This is a genomic window from Bifidobacterium sp. UBA4282 (assembly GCF_002394995.1).
Lineage (GTDB): Bacteria > Actinomycetota > Actinomycetes > Actinomycetales > Bifidobacteriaceae > Bifidobacterium > Bifidobacterium pullorum_B.
In genome coordinates this window covers 1-14,402 of the sequence record NZ_DGVO01000052.1, presented here as the reverse complement: position 1 = coordinate 14,402, position 14,402 = coordinate 1, and the positions used below count along the sequence as shown (strand labels likewise).

At 65.9% G+C, this 14,402-nt stretch carries 9 protein-coding genes; all 9 read left to right on the top strand.

From position 1 onward, the window contains the following. Positions 1-170 precede the first annotated feature (170 nt). Positions 171-2,543: a hypothetical protein gene (locus tag B4C31_RS08110; protein ID WP_291532052.1), complete on the top strand. Its 2,373-nt coding sequence runs from the start codon at positions 171-173 to the stop codon at positions 2,541-2,543. A gap of 139 nt (positions 2,544-2,682) precedes the next feature. Further along, positions 2,683-3,921 (top strand): glycogen synthase, encoded by a 1,239-nt coding sequence (gene glgA, locus B4C31_RS08105; RefSeq protein WP_291532051.1) that lies wholly within the window; start codon positions 2,683-2,685, stop codon positions 3,919-3,921. A gap of 155 nt (positions 3,922-4,076) precedes the next feature. Continuing rightward, complete coding sequence (locus tag B4C31_RS08100; protein ID WP_291532050.1) at positions 4,077-4,928, top strand: ABC transporter ATP-binding protein; 852 nt, start codon at positions 4,077-4,079, stop codon at positions 4,926-4,928. Between the two features lie 211 nt (positions 4,929-5,139). Beyond that, positions 5,140-6,870, top strand: a complete 1,731-nt coding sequence (locus B4C31_RS08095) for an ABC transporter ATP-binding protein (RefSeq protein WP_043168889.1) — start codon at positions 5,140-5,142, stop codon at positions 6,868-6,870. Beyond that, positions 6,870-8,804 carry an ABC transporter ATP-binding protein gene (locus B4C31_RS08090; protein WP_291532049.1) on the top strand — a complete coding sequence of 645 codons (1,935 nt, stop codon included), beginning with the start codon at positions 6,870-6,872 and terminating at the stop codon, positions 8,802-8,804. The genes B4C31_RS08095 and B4C31_RS08090 overlap by 1 nt, the downstream gene beginning before the upstream one ends. A gap of 282 nt (positions 8,805-9,086) precedes the next feature. Beyond that, positions 9,087-10,217 (top strand): tRNA (adenine-N1)-methyltransferase, encoded by a 1,131-nt coding sequence (locus B4C31_RS08085; RefSeq protein WP_291532048.1) that lies wholly within the window; start codon positions 9,087-9,089, stop codon positions 10,215-10,217. Between the two features lie 139 nt (positions 10,218-10,356). Further along, complete coding sequence (locus B4C31_RS08080; protein ID WP_291532047.1) at positions 10,357-10,914, top strand: SixA phosphatase family protein; 558 nt, start codon at positions 10,357-10,359, stop codon at positions 10,912-10,914. Between the two features lie 365 nt (positions 10,915-11,279). Continuing rightward, on the top strand, positions 11,280-13,589 hold the full coding sequence (gene metE, locus B4C31_RS08075; protein WP_291532046.1) for a 5-methyltetrahydropteroyltriglutamate--homocysteine S-methyltransferase: 2,310 nt from the start codon (positions 11,280-11,282) through the stop codon (positions 13,587-13,589). 82 nt (positions 13,590-13,671) lie between these two features. Beyond that, positions 13,672-14,402 (top strand): methylenetetrahydrofolate reductase (locus B4C31_RS08070; protein ID WP_291532045.1); only part of this gene is annotated, 731 nt, incomplete at its 3' end.

Sequence of the window (14,402 nt, the reverse complement as noted above, 5' to 3'; positions counted from 1 at the left end):
GATGAGCCGACCGGCGCATTGGATGAGGGGAACACGATGGTGGTGGCCGATCTGCTGGCGGATATCGCGCGAGAGCGGGACGCGGTCGTGGTGGTTGCCACGCACGACCCGGTGGTGGCTCGCGCATGCGACCGGGTCCTGCGCATCCGCGAGCACGGGCTGGTGGAGTCATGAGCGCGACAGGCCGGGCGACCACGGGATACCTGCGCGCGCATCGGATGCCGGCCGCGCTGCTGTTCGTCGCGTCGCTGCTGTGCGCGTTGCTGCCGGTCGTGGTGCTCGGCGGTTTGAACGCGTACATGGGCGCGGTTCGGGAGGGCGCGGCCGGCCGGTTCGGCGGGTACGCGTACCAGGTGTCGGGCGGCAGCGGCGAGGTGGCCGCCGTGATGGCGGGGCATGTCGCGGACGGGACGGCGGTCGCGGCGCTGTCCGCGCGCGGATCGCTGGGCGTGAACGCCGGTGGGCAAACGCGTCGGACCGTGAGCGAGGTGTCGTTCCTGACCGGCCCGTCCCGGTACGGCACGCTGGTGGAGGGCCGGCAGCCGGAACGTGAGGGCGAGATCGCGCTGTCGCCGGCGGCGGCCGGGCAGATCGGAGCCGTCCCCGGTGACACGGTGACGGTCGGATGCGACGACGCGGCGGGCCTGCCGGGCGTGTACTCGCTTGTCGGGCTGGCCGTCGACCCCGCGGACGCCGGCGCGGTATGGGCCGCGGCCGTGACCGCGCCGGACGCGCTGGCGGGATCGGGCCTGTGGCTGACCGACGACCCGTCTATCCCGGAGTCGGGCGTCGTCGCCGCGGAGGCCGGCACCGGCAGCGTGGCCGTGGGTCGTCTGGAATCGAGCGTGCGCCGCGCCGAGGAGTCCGCGCGCTCGCGCGACCTGCCCGGCTACCGGTGGTACGGGCTGGTCCTGTTCGCCGTTGCCGTGTGCGTGCTCACCGCGACGGCTGTCGCATTCCACCGGGCAGGCCCATGCGACGGGCGCATGGTCGTGGACGCGCTTATGGCGTGCGGGTTCCCCGGGCGCGAGGCCCGCTGGACGGTGTTCCGCGGCCTGCTGGCCTGCACGCTGCCCGGCACCGTGGTCGGGATCGCGGCGGGCTACGCCGTGCTCGCCGCGGCGCACGGCACGATCGGAGCCTGGTTCGGCCAGTACTGGCGTTGGACCCTCTCCCCGGAATCGCTGGCCGGAATCGCGTTCGTGGCCGCAACGCTGGCCTGCTCGACCGCGATCTCCTGGCCTGTCCTGTTCCACCGGCCCCCGCGCGCGGGCATGGCACCCGCCCCGGGACGCGCCTGGCCGTGGCACGCCGTGCCCGCCGCGATCATGCTGGCCCTCGCGTGCGTGGCCATCGAACGCTACCATGCGGCCGAATGGGCGTTCGGCGGGGTCATGGGCGCGCTGCTGGGCGGGGCCGCGACGGGCGCGCTGCTCGCGTCGCTGCCGTGGCTGGCCCGCACGCCGGCAACAAGCCGCGCGACGGGCCGCCAACGCACCCTGGCCGCGCCCGCATGCGCGCTGGCCCTCCTGCTCCTGGCGGCCGGCTCCTGGTTCAGCGGGCAGATGATGCTCGCCACCGGCGGCCCGGACAACGGCCTGTTCATCGCGAACTACCTCAGCCAACGCGACGTGGACTACCTGGCCCGTGAATACCCCGACGCGATGGCCGGCGCGACCGTGCTGGTCACGCCCGACGAATCCGAACACCTGGTCCGCGCCACGTCGGCCGAGTACTACGAATGCGTCGTCAGGCAAGGCTTCGACGACTTCGCATGCGGCTCGGGGAACGGTCTGATCAACGAGACCATCGTCGCGCTCGTCGACCCCGACTCGCCCCTGGCCGGCCGAGCCCGCGACGACCAGACGGACGAGGACGGCACCACGGGCGTCATTCTGATAGACCCGTCCGACCAGTCGATCGTCGGCTCGGCCCGCGTGAGCATAGAGGGCGCCGACCCGCTGCTCGACGCGCAGACGATGCCCGGTCTCGTCCTGGGCATCGGCTCGCCCCAGGCCCTCGAGCTCGGGATCACGCCCGGCAGCCAACGCACGCTGGTCATCACCGACTTCCCCTCGATCGCCTCCGGCACGCGCGACGCGATCCGCTCCGAAATCATCAACCGGTGCGGATACGCGTTCATCACCGAACATGACACAACCTCCCTGCGCTCCTACCAGGCCCGCGCGATCGCCATGCCCACGCTCACCGGGATCGGCGCCGCCCTGATCTTCGCTGCCCTGGCCGCCTCCACGCGCCACTCCCAATCCCGGCTACGCCGCACACTGGGGGAGTTCGGCGCCGACCGTCCGCAGCTCATGCGTCTGTTCGCGCCCCTGGGTGTGACCATGGGCGTGGGCTCTGCGCTGGCCCTGCTGTTTGGTTGGCTTGGGGCACATCCCTGGATCATCGCGCCATCGCCCGAATTCGGTGATACAGGCTGGTGGTGGCTCATCCCGCTGCCCCTCATCCTTGCCGAGACCGCCGTCCTCGCGTGGTGGAACAGTCGGCCTGAGCCCGAGCAGGACGACACCGGCCGGTGAACGGCGTTGTTTCCGGATTCCGTCCGAGACACGTCTGCGACCCGCCGTGGCCTCACGTGGCTCCAGCGCTTCCAAGGATTCCCGTCCGACGCGGTATGATGAAGACGACATGAAACCCATCCCACAGAGAGGTGATTCGATGAAGGTTGACATCCTGACCCGCGAGTATCCGCCCAAGGTCTACGGCGGTGCCGGCGTGCACGCCGAGGAGCTGAGCAAGGTGCTGGCCGAGCGCATCGACGTGACCGTGCGCGCCTTCGACGGCCCGCGTACCGAGGCCGACGTGCCGGCCATCCCCGGCGACGACCCCAAGGGCAGCCTCAAGGTCGTCGGCTATGACACCCCGGCCGAACTCAAGGACGCGAACGCCGCGCTCAAGACCTTCGGCGTGGACCTGCAGATCGCCAACGACGTCGACGCCGACATCATCCACGCCCACACCTGGTACGCCTGTCTGGCCGGCCGTCTGGCCCAGCAGCTGCACGAGGTGCCGCTGGTCATCACCGCGCACAGCCTGGAGCCGTTCCGCCCGTGGAAGAAGGAGCAGCTCGGCGGCGGCTACAACCTGAGCTCCTGGGCGGAGAAGGACGCCTATGAACACGCCGACGGCATCATCGCCGTCTCCGGCGGCATGAAGGAGGACATCCTGGCCGCCTACCCGAACGTGGACCCGGACAAGGTGTACGTGGTCTACAACGGCATCACGATGGACGACTTCGCCACCCCGGCCGACGATGATCCGGCCTGGGGCGTGTTCGACCGCTACCACATCGACCGCAGCAAGCCGACGCTGCTGTTCGTCGGCCGCATCACCCGTCAGAAGGGCCTGCCGTATCTGTTGCAGGCGCTGCACTTCGTGGACAAGGACGTGCAGGTCGTGCTGGCGGCGGGAGCCCCGGACACCCCGGAGATCATGGAGGAGGTCAAGTCCGCCTTCGCCAAGCTGGACGAGGAGCGCGGCAATATCATCTGGATCGAGGAGATGCTCCCCAAGCCGGAGCTCAACGCCCTCGAACACGGCTGCGACGCGTTCATCTGCCCCTCGATCTACGAACCGCTGGGCATCGTGAACCTGGAGGCCATGGCCTGCGGCCTGCCGGTGGTGGCCAGCGCCACGGGCGGCATCCCGGAGGTCGTGGTGGACGGCGAGACCGGCTACCTGGTCCCGATCGACCAGCTGCACGACGGCACCGGCACCCCCACCAACCCGGACAAGTTCGTGCACGACATGGCCGACGCGATCAACAGGATCATGCGCGACCCGGAGCTCGCCAAGAAGATGGGCGAGGCCGGCTACGCGCGCGCCCGCGACAAGTTCAGCTGGGAGTCGATCGCCGACGCCACCATCGAGGTCTACAAGAAGATCCTCGGCGAGTGATCGCTGACCACGGTACGCCCTACTTCGAGATATGGAAAAACTTTGGCGGCTTTCAGCCAAGGAACATCCGAATCCCGAGGTAGGGCGAATCTCTTTTTGTCCTCATGTTGGCCGCCGACCTCCATACACCTGATTTCTCGGCGTACAGTGAACCTATGACCGATAACGAGATCGCATTGAAGCTTTCGCAGGTGGAGTTCCGTCGTCAACGCCGTGTGATTCTGGCGGATGTGAATCTGGAGATTCGTCGTGGCGAGAAATGGGTGCTGTTCGGCCCCAACGGCATCGGCAAATCCAGCCTGGTGCAGATGATGAGCACGCGCGGGTTCCCGTCCTCGGGCACCGTGGACATCCTCGGCAACCGTCTGGGCAAAGTGGATGTGTTCTCCTACCGCAACCGCATCGGCTTGAGCTCGGCCGAACTGTCCCGCGCGTTCCCGCCGAACGAGGACCCGCTGGACGCGGTGGTGACCGCGTTGACCGCCACCACGGGGCGTTGGCGCGACGAGTACACGGCGGAGGATTTCGCCAAGGCGCGCGGGCTGATGGAGGAGTTCGGCATCGCCTATCTGGAAGGCAAGCAGATGTTCAAGCTCTCGGAGGGGGAGCGCACGCGCGTGCTGATCTGCCGTGCGCTGATGGCCGACCCGGACCTGCTGATCCTCGACGAGCCGACCACGGGTCTGGACCTGGGCGGCCGCGAACTGGCGCTGCGGGCGTTGAGCCGCATCGGCGCCGAGGACACCGACCGTACCGTGCTGCTGGTCACGCACCGTCTGGAGGAGATTCCGACCGGCTTCGACCATGTGGCCGTCATGGGACGCATGAGCGGCGACGAGGCCGACGCCTACAAGGCGAACGTGGCGGGCAACAATCCTTCACCCGGCACCATTGTGTACACCGGCGACCTGGAACACGGGTTCACCTCGGAACGCCTGACAGCCGTGTTCGGGCTGCCGTTGGACGTGACGCACGCCAACGGCCGCTGGTCCGCGTTCGCGCGCTGACGGCCGGGAACGAATTCACTAACCCATGGGTGACGCCGCACGGGATATGGCGCAATGTGTCAGAGTCCAGTGGCACAGCGCTGCGTGTCCTCAGCTGATTCCGGAGTGGACATTGCAATATAGCTTACGGTGAAAGATAGTTCCTTACGTGTGTGTAGTCTGGTCTCGATTCACTGGACGACACGACGTAAGGAAAGGAGTTGAATGACGCATGTTCCGCATCATGACGCACTATCTCAAAGCGTATAAGTGGCAGGTGCTGGCGCTGATGGTCTTCCAGATCGCGCAGGCGCTGCTGGCACTCTACCTGCCGAATCTGAACGCCGACATCATCAACAAGGGCGTCGCCTCGGGCTCCAGCTCGGAGATCTACCGCTACGGCGCGATCATGCTGGGCTTCAGCCTGTTGCAGGTCGCCGCGGCCATTGTGGCCACGTACTTCTCGTCCCGGTTGGCGATGCGCCTGGGCTATGAGGTCCGCCGCGACTACTTCAAGGCGGTGGAGGGCTTCTCGCTGCAGGAGGTGGAGCGTTTCTCCGCCGGCTCGCTGATCACCCGCGCCACCAACGACGTACTGCAGGTGCAGATGATGTTCTACCAGGGCTTCGCCGTCATCCTGCAGGCGCCGATCATGTTCCTGGGAGGCATCATCCTGGCCATCAAGCAGGATGCCACGCTCACCTGGCTGCTGGTGGTCATCATCCCGGTGATCTTCATCGTGGCCATGCTGCTGATGGGCCGCATGCGCCCGCTGTTCGGCCAGCTGCAGGACCGTCTCGACAACCTCAACCGCATCGTGCGCGAGCAGATCACCGGCGTGCGCGTGATCCGCGCGTTCACCCGTGAGGCCACCGAGGCGGAACGCTTCGAGAAGGGCAACTCCCAGCTGCGCCAGACCATGGTCGGCGTCGGCCGCCTGATGAGCCTGATGATGCCGCTGATGATGTTCATCATGAACCTGTCGAACATCTCGATCATGTGGTTCGGCGGCAAGCGCATCGACGCCGGCGGCATGGAGATCGGCAGCCTGCAGGCGTTCATCCAGTACCTGATGATGATCCTGATGAGCCTGATGATGGCGGCGATGATGTCGGTGATGATCCCACGCGCGATGGTCTCCGCCAAGCGCATCAACGAGGTGTGCGACACGACCTCGTCGATCACCGCACCGGAGCATCCGTACCATCCGACCGATCCGAAGGGCGTCGTGGAGTTCCGCCACGTCTCCTTCCGCTACCCGGGCGCCGAGGAACCGGTGCTCGACGACGTGAACTTCACGCTCGAACCGGGCAAGACCCTGGCGATCATCGGCTCGACCGGTTCGGGCAAGTCCACGATCATCCGTCTGGCCCAGCGCATGTTCGACGCGACCGAAGGCCAGATCCTGGTCGACGGCCATGACGTGCGCGAATACAATCCGCACGAGCTGGCCGCGCTGTTCGGCACCGTGCCGCAGAAGGCCCTGCTGTTCACCGGCACGGTGGCCAGCAACTTGAAGTTCGGCGACCGCAACGCCGACGAGGCCAAGATGTGGAAGGCGCTGGAAATCGCCCAGTCGGACGGCTTCATCCGGGAGAATCCGGAGGGCCTGGACGCGCCGGTGGCCCAGGGCGGCACGAACTTCTCCGGTGGCCAACGCCAGCGTCTGTGCATCGCGCGCGCCATCATGCGCGATCCGAAGATCTTCACCTTCGACGACTCGTTCTCGGCGCTCGATTTCGCCACCGACCGCGCGCTGCGTGACGCGCTGAAGCCGATCACCCGGCAAACGGCCGTGATCATCGTGGCGCAGCGTATCTCCACGGTGATGGACGCCGACCAGATCATGGTGATGGAGAACGGCAGGATCGTCGGCATGGGCCGGCACGAGGAACTGATGCGGGACTGCGAGACGTACCGTCAGATTGCGGACTCGCAGCTGAAGAACGAGGAGGTGGACTGATGCCCGGACATGGACGCGGCAACGCAACCACCACGGCTCCGACGACCACGAAGCCGCGCAGCCACACGCTCAAGCGTCTGGTGAAGTACATCCTGGCCGACAAGCTGCGCGTGGCGGTCGTCATCATCGCCTGCGGACTGGCCACCACCACCATGGTGCTGGGCCCGAAGATCATGGGCCAGGCCACGAACGTGCTGTTCGAGGGCGTGATCTCCAAGATGCTGCCCGCCGGCACCACCAAGGAGCAGGCCATCGCAGCCCTTGAGGCCAACGGCCAGGGCAGCATGGTGGACATGGTCTCCTCGATGGACATCCACCCCGGTCAGGGCGTGGACTTCGGCAAGGTGGCGATGATCCTGGGAATCACCGCCTGCGTGTTCCTCTGCACCGTCACGCTGCGCTGGATCCAGGGCTGGACGCTGACCCGTCTGGTCTCCAACGCGGTCTACCGCATGCGCCAGCAGATCGAGGCCAAGCTCGATCATCTGCCGCTGAGCTACTTCGACCGCGTGCCCCGCGGTGAGGTGATGAGCCGCACCACCAACGACATCGACAACATCGGCCAGTCGCTCCAGCAGGTGCTGGGCGAGTTCATCTTCGCCCTGTTCTCGATCATCGGCACCGTGATCATGATGATCACGATCTCGCCGCTGCTGCTGCTCATCTCGCTGATCGTGATCCCGTTCCTGCTGGCGGCCGCGTACTTCATCATCCGCAAGTCGCAGCCGTACTACATCCGGCAGTGGGATGCCACCGGCAAGGTCAACAGCCAGGTGGAGGAGATGTTCTCCGGTCATATGGTGATCCGCGCCTACGGACAGGAGGACGAGACGATCGACGAGTTCGACCGCCGCAACCGCGAGCTGTATGACAGCTCGTTCATGGCCACGTTGATCGCCGGCATCAATATGCCGGTCACGCAGTTCTTCGGCAACCTGAACTTCGTGATCGTGGTGGTCGTCGGCGGACTCAAGGTGCTTTCCGGCACGATGACGCTGGGCGACCTGCAGGCGTTCTCCCAGTATTCGCGTCAGCTCTCCCAGCCGCTCGGCCAGTTGAGCTCGATGGCCACGATCCTGCAGAGCTCCCTGGCTTCGGCCGAACGCATCTTCGAGTTCCTGGACGAGCCCGAGGAGGTGGCCGAACGCGAGCGCACCCAGGACATCAAGGATGTCAAGGGTCTGGTGCGGTTCGACCATGTCAAGTTCAGCTACGATCCGGCCGAACCGCTGATTGAGGATCTTTCGCTGGAGGCCAAGCCCGGCCAGACGATCGCCATCGTCGGCCCGACCGGCGCCGGCAAGACCACGCTGGTCAACCTGCTCATGCGCTTCTACGAGATCCAGGGCGGGTCGATTACCATCGACGGCGTGGATACGCGCGACATCACCCGCCACGATCTGCGTCAGCACTTCGGCATGGTTCTGCAGGACACCTGGCTGTTCGACGGCACGATCCGCGAGAACCTGCTCTACGGCCTGCACGAGGGCGAGACCATCAGCGAGGAGCGGATGATCGAAGGCGCCAAGGCCTGCCATGTGGACGAGTTCGTGCGCCGCCTGCCCGACGGGTATGACACCGAACTCAAGGATGAAACCGCCGAGCTCAGCCAGGGCGAACGCCAGCTGATGACCATCTGCCGCGCGTTCCTCTCCGATCCGGACATCCTGATCCTGGACGAGGCCACCAGCTCGGTGGACACCCGCACCGAGGTGCTGGTCCAGCAGGCGATGAACCATCTGCGCGAGGGGCGCACGAGCTTCGTGATCGCCCACCGCCTGTCCACGATCCGTGACGCGGACCTGATCCTGGTGGTCAACCACGGTTCGATCGTGGAGCAGGGGCGCCACGAGGAGCTGCTCGCCAAGGGCGGCGCCTATGCGAACCTGTACCAGGCGCAGTTCGCGAACGGCGACAACATCGAGGACGACTGACTCCTTCGGTAGGTGATTTCCGCCTTCAGTTGGAAACCGTTGAACGATTCGGGCCCGGATACGCCGCATGAAGGCGTGTCCGGTCCCGCTTATACCCGGTTCAGTTTCCAACTGAATCACTGATTCCCATACTGAATGCATGTCGACCGGGCACGAAGGCAGCTTCCAGGACGTTTCCGATGTTCACCACGCATGAAACGTCGCCGGATGCGGCGCATGTGGGCCGATTCCGCCCCAATCGGTATGCTCGGGTGAGGAATCAGCCACGAGGAAAGGACGCGCATGCGCAGAGGGCCGCTGCAGGCGGGTGAGAAGGTGCAGTTCACCGACCGCCGGGGCAAGAAGATCACCGACCAGCTGGTGCCGGGCGGCACCACGCAGACCGAACACGGTCTAATCCTGCACGATGAGGTGATCGGACGACCCGAAGGCAGCGTCACCGTCACCGTCAGCGCCAAACGCGAGGCTCAGATTAACGCGCAGCATCCGGAGCGCGACGCCGGCAAGCCGTGGAAGGACGCGCGCGCCATCGGCGGATGGCAGTTCGCCGTCATGCGCCCGCGCCTGGCCGACTACGTGCTCTCCATGCCACGCGGCGCGCAGATCATGTATCCGAAGGACATCGCCCAGGTCATCCAGCTCGGCGACATTCGCTCCGGTATGACCGTGCTCGAATCCGGCGCCGGCTCCGGCGCGATGAGCATCAACCTGCTGGACGCCGTGGGGGAGACCGGGCATCTGACCACCATCGAGATGCGCGGCGAGTTCGCCCGCGTGGCGGAGGCCAACGCCACCGTGTACTACGGGTCCCGGCCGCAGTGGTGGAACCTGCTGACCGGCGACTTCGACTCGGTGGCCGCCACGTTGACCGAGCATTCCTTCGACCGCATCATGCTCGATATGCTCGACCCGTGGAATCGACTCGAACAGGCGTACCGCGTGATCGCCCCGGGCGGCGTGCTGATCTGCTACGTCACCACCACCACCCAGCTGAGCCGGCTCGCCGAGGCCCTGCGCGAGACCGGCGTGTGGACCGAGCCGGACGTGCAGGAGACGCTGGAACGCAACTGGAAGGTGCAGGGGCTGGCCGTGCGCCCGGACCATCAGATGATCGGGCACACGGGGTTCCTGGTGGTCTCGCGCGCCATGGCGGAGGGGTTCGAGGCGTTGAAGAAGCGCGAACGCCCGGCCAAGGACACGACCAGCGACATCGACGAGATGACCGCCGAGGAACGCGCGGCGCAGTTGGAGGAGCTGGAGCTGCGCGACATCTCCGACCGCAAGCTGCGCAAGGTGCTGCGCGACCTCGACGCGCAGGTGGCCGCGTTGCCGGACACGGAAGGCGCTGCGGACGCGACGGATGTCGGCGGTTCCGACGTCGGCGTGACGGGCGGTGCCGGCGCGCTCATGTAGTTGCGCGATTGCGTGGCCATGCCGCACCGGCGACGTAGTTTGTGCAAAAGCCGTGTCCGGATGCGGGTCGCGTGGCGCAATCTGCAAGAATGGTGAGTGGTGAAGGTCGGCGTCCCGCCGGCCATGGAAGGACGGGGCAGTGGGAGTCAATCTCAAGAAAGTGGCCAAGGCGGCCAAGGAATACCGGCATATCCTCATCGTGATGCGCCACGCCAAGGCCGAATCCCTGGGCAAGTCCAGCGACCGTGACAGGAACCTGACCGACAAGGGCCTCAAACAGGCCAAGACCGTGGCCAAGGGATTGGCCGAGCTCAAACTCGTCCCGGACCGCATCGCCTGTTCGGGCGCGGCCCGCGCTCTGCAGACCTGCGAGCGCATGCTCAAGACCTTCGGCGACCATCCCACGGTGGATTACCGCCAGAGCCTGTATGACAACGGCGTGCAGGCCGTGTTCGACGAGATCGCGCAGACCAAGGGCAAGCATCGGGTGCTGATGGTGCTCGGGCATGAGCCGACCGTGTCGATCAGCTGTCAGTGGCTGGCCTCCGCGGATTCCGATCCGTCCCTGCTCGATTTGCTCAACCTGGGCCTGTCCACCGCCGGCGTGGTGATCTTCGGTTCCGACGAGCCGTTCGAGCGTTGGCAGATCCGCACTGGCCACCTCCTGGCCGTCCTCACCCCCAAGGACTTCGACTGATTCGTGACTGTGATGCATCCCGATCGTGGCGCAATATTCCAAAACCGTGAAATTCCAACGTTTTGGAGACATGTGTCACGGTCACGATGTATCAGAGTCACAGAAAACCTGTCACGAGGGTCCACAGCATGGGAAACGGAGTCACAAGAAACCAGAGTCCGGACGGAGCAAGCCGAGGCTGGGCAGTAGATTAGGGTATAAACCTGGTTTATAACGACACTCAAATCGAGCTGATGACTTATATCCTGAACTTCTCTGATAGGCTGACCGCAACACGATAGCGAACGCATCCGGCGCGCGCGACGGTCCGGGAACATTCGGGGACCCGGACACGCAAGCGCCATCGTCAACGGTCAGGAGGCATCATGTCCACACTCACCTCGGTTTCCGGCTTTCCCCGCATCGGCGGCGACCGCGAATTGAAGAAGGCCATCGAGGGTTACTGGAAAGGCAAGCACGGTCTGGACCAGGTGCGCGCCACCGCCAAGGAGCTGCGCGAGCGCCATTGGCGGCTGCAGGCCGAGGCCGGCATCGATCTGATCCCGAGCAATGACTTCAGCTACTACGATCAGGTGCTGGACACCGCCATCCTACTCAATGTGATCCCGCAGCGCTATGACCGTCTGGCCTTCGAGAACCCCGAGGACACGCTGTTCGCGATGGCCCGCGGCTATCAGGGGCCCAAGGGCGACGTGACGGCCCTGCCGATGAAGAAGTGGTTCACCACCAACTACCACTACCTGGTACCGGAGATCGACAGCGCCACCGACATCCATCTCAACGGCACCAAGCCGTTCGATGAGTTCGAGGAGGCCAAGGCGCTCGGCATCCACACCAAGCCGGTGCTCGTGGGCCCCTACACGTTCCTGAAGCTCGCGCGCAACGCCAAGGCCGAGCCGCTGGAGCTCGACAAAGGTCTGGTCAACGCCGTGGCCGCCGTCTACGCCGAGATCCTGACCCGCTTCGCCGCGCTCGGCGCCACCTGGGTCCAGTTCGACGAGCCGTATCTGGTGCTGGACAAGGAGGACGGCGACGTCGAACTGTTCAAGACGCTGTACGCCAAGATCCTGCCCGCCCGCACCGGCGGCGTCAAGGTGCTGCTTAACACGTATTTCGGCCATATCGCCGACGTGTACGAGACCGTGAGCCTGCTGGGCTTCGACGGCATCGGACTGGATCTGGTCGAGGGCCGGGACGAGAATCTGGAGGCCGTCGGCCGTTACGGCGTGGGGGAGTCGACCACGCTGTTCGCCGGGGTCATCAACGGCCGCAACATCTGGCGCAACGACTACGCGGCGAGCCTGGGGCTGGTCGACGCGCTGCGGCAGGTCACGCCGAATGTGGCCGTGGCCACCGCCTGCTCGCTGCTGCATGTGCCGTTCAGCACCGCCGGTGAGGACGGTCTGGGCGATGAGGTGCTCCGGCATTTCGCGTTCGCGGTGGAGAAGCTCGGCGAGCTGCGTGCGGTCGCCGACCTGTCCGACGCCGACGAGGAGGCGAAGAAGGCCTCCGACCTCCTGCGTGAGAACCAGGCGCTGTTCGATGGCACGCGCGTCGAACCCGACCGGGCCGTGGCCGACCGTCTGGCCGCGCTGACCGACGAGGACGCGACCCGCCTGCCCGCCCGCGCCGAGCGCCAGCGGCTGCAGCGTGAGGCCCTGCACCTGCCGCTGCTGCCGACGACCACCATCGGCTCGTTCCCGCAGACCGCCGAGGTGCGCGCCGCGCGTGCCCGCCTGCGTAAGGGTGAGTTGAGCCGCGAGGATTACGATGCGTTCATCCGCTCGCAGATCGATCAGGTCATCGCCTGGCAGGAGCAGATCGGGCTCGACGTGCTCGTGCACGGCGAGTTCGAGCGCAACGACATGGTGGAGTATTTCGGCCAGCGGCTCAACGGGTTCCTGTTCACCCGGAACGCCTGGGTGCAGTCCTACGGCACCCGCTGCGTCAAGCCGCCGATCGTCTGGGGCGACGTCTCGCGCCGCGAGCCGATCACCGTGGCCTGGAGCTCGTACGCGCAGAGCCGCACGAACCATGTGGTCAAAGGCATGCTCACCGGTCCGGTGACGATTCTCAACTGGTCGTGGCCGCGCGAGGACGTCTCCAACGAACTGCAGACCAGGCAGCTGGCGCTGGCGATCCGGGACGAGGTGCTCGACCTGGAGCGGGCCGGCATCCGCGTCATCCAGATCGACGAAGCCGCGCTGCGCGAGAAACTGCCGCTGCGCAAGTCCGACTGGCACAAGAAGTATCTGGATTGGGCGATCCCCGCGTTCCGGCTCGTGCACGCGGCCGTGCAGCCGACCACGCAGATCCACACCCACATGTGCTATTCGGAGTTCAACGACATCATCCGCGACATCGACGCGATGGACGCCGACGTGATCTCCTTCGAGGCCTCGCGCGCCGACCTGGTGGTGCTGGACGCCATCCATGACGCGCATTTCGAAACCGAAACCGGCCCGGGCGTCTACGACATCCATTCCCCGCGCATCCCCTCGGTCGACGAGATCGAGGAACGCATCGACGAGATCCTGACCAAGGTGGACGCCGGCAAGCTGTGGATCAACCCCGACTGCGGACTGAAGACCCGCGGCAACGAGGAGACCTGGCCAAGCCTGAAGAACATGGTGGAGGCCACCCGCATCGTCCGTGCCAGGCTGGCCGCCCGCTGACCGGCGCATCGTACCGCACCATCTCGTTTCGGGCCGGTGATCCCCTGGGGATGCCGGCCCCGACATAGGAGAGTCGTTCACCATGAGCAAGCCGCTGTTCTCCCTGGAGGTGTTCCCTCCCAAACGCACCGCGCCGATCGGCACGATCTACGACACGCTCGACGGCCTGCACGGCGTCGATCCCGCATTCATCTCGGTGACCTACGGCACCGGCAAGCAGTCGGACAGCACGATCACCGCGCGCATCGCCAACACGATCCGCACCGAATACGGCATCCCCGCCGTCGCCCATCTGACCGCCCAGTATCTGGACCGCGATCAGGCCGACGAGGCGTTGGACATGTTCGCGCAGGCCAAGGTCGCCGCCGTGCTCGCGTTGCGCGGCGACCGCAACCCCGAGCGCGAGCCGGCTGGCGTGTTCGAGCACGCCAGCGACCTGACCCGCTACATCCGCCGGACCCATCCGGAGATGACCGTGTACGGCGCCTGCTACCCGGAATGCCATCCGCAGTCCCGGGATCTGGACGAGGACATCAACTGGCTCAAGGTCAAGGTGGACTCCGGCGCCAGCCATCTGATCTCCCAGCTGTTTTACGACAACGCCGACTACCTGAGGTTCCTGGACAAGGCGCATGCCGCCGGCATCGACGTGCCGATCGAGGCCGGCATCATGCCGGTGACCAACGCCGCGTCGGTCCGGCGCATGACCGGCATGTGCGCCTCCAAGGTGCCCGAACGGCTGGCCACCATCCTGGACCGCTGGGGCGATGACCCGAACACGCTCAAGGAGGCGGGCATCATCTACGCCTCCGA